Below are 934 nucleotides of genomic sequence, written 5' to 3'. Positions count from 1 at the left end.
CAGCACCCACGACGACATCGAAGGCACCACGACCGAGCAGACCATGTCCGTAGCGGGCGAGAAGCCCACGACGACCAGCACACAGCAGCGCGACGAGCACGGCAACCTCGTCCGGAGCGAGACGTCGTACGGCGACGGCACGCCCGGTGCCGTCACCGAGACGGAGTTCGACGCCTTCGGCAAGCCGGTCAGCTCCGACGTGAGCACCAGCGCGTTCACCACCGAGCACGCCTACACGTCGGCAGGTCTGCCCGAAACCGACGCCCTCTCTCCGAAGGAGTCCGGCACGGGCGAAGGCACGCAGGCGGAATACACCCTGGATGCGTTCGGGAACAAGACAAGCAAGGCGCTCACGAAGGGCGACGAGTCCGCAGAGGGCTGGAAGACGAAGTTCGACGCCGCCGGCCGGGAATCGCAGGTTTCCCTGCCTGGCGGTGGCGGGACCTCGACCACGGCCTACAACAAGGTGAACGGGCTGGTGGAGTCGCGGACGCTGCCGGACGGTTCGGTGGCGCATCAGCGCAACGACGCCGCCGGGCGGACCGTGGAGGCGTGGACCTCGCCGAAGGACGACCCCGGTGCGAAGCAGGACCACGTGCGTACGTCGTACGACCCGGTCACGGGTGGTGTGTCCGCGCGGTGGATCGAGGGTGACGAGGCCGCATCGAAGATCACCTACGCCCTGAACCCGGACGGCACCGTGCGCGAGCGCACGGACCCGGGTGGGAAGAAGACCGCCTTCACCTACACCGATGACGAGCAGGTCGCCTCGGTGACCGACCACACCGGCGCAATCACCCGCTACACCCACGACGCGAAGTCCGGCCGGATGATCCAGGCCGTGCAGTCAAGCGGCGAGAAGGAACTCGCCAGGGTTTCTTACCGTCATGACGCTTCGGGGCGTCTTGCGGGGATCGACCGGGGCAACGGCGCG

The 934-nt window shown here is 68.0% G+C and carries 1 protein-coding gene; it reads left to right on the top strand.

Annotated features, from left to right (window positions below; all coding sequences use genetic code 11):
- Positions 1-934 (top strand): hypothetical protein (locus EES43_RS25800; protein ID WP_164493274.1); only part of this gene is annotated, 934 nt, incomplete at both ends.

It is taken from the genome of Streptomyces sp. ADI96-02 (genome assembly GCF_003846185.1).
GTDB lineage: Bacteria > Actinomycetota > Actinomycetes > Streptomycetales > Streptomycetaceae > Streptomyces.
Note: the sequence above shows the minus strand (reverse complement) of the source record. Positions and strands in the feature narration are given on the sequence as shown.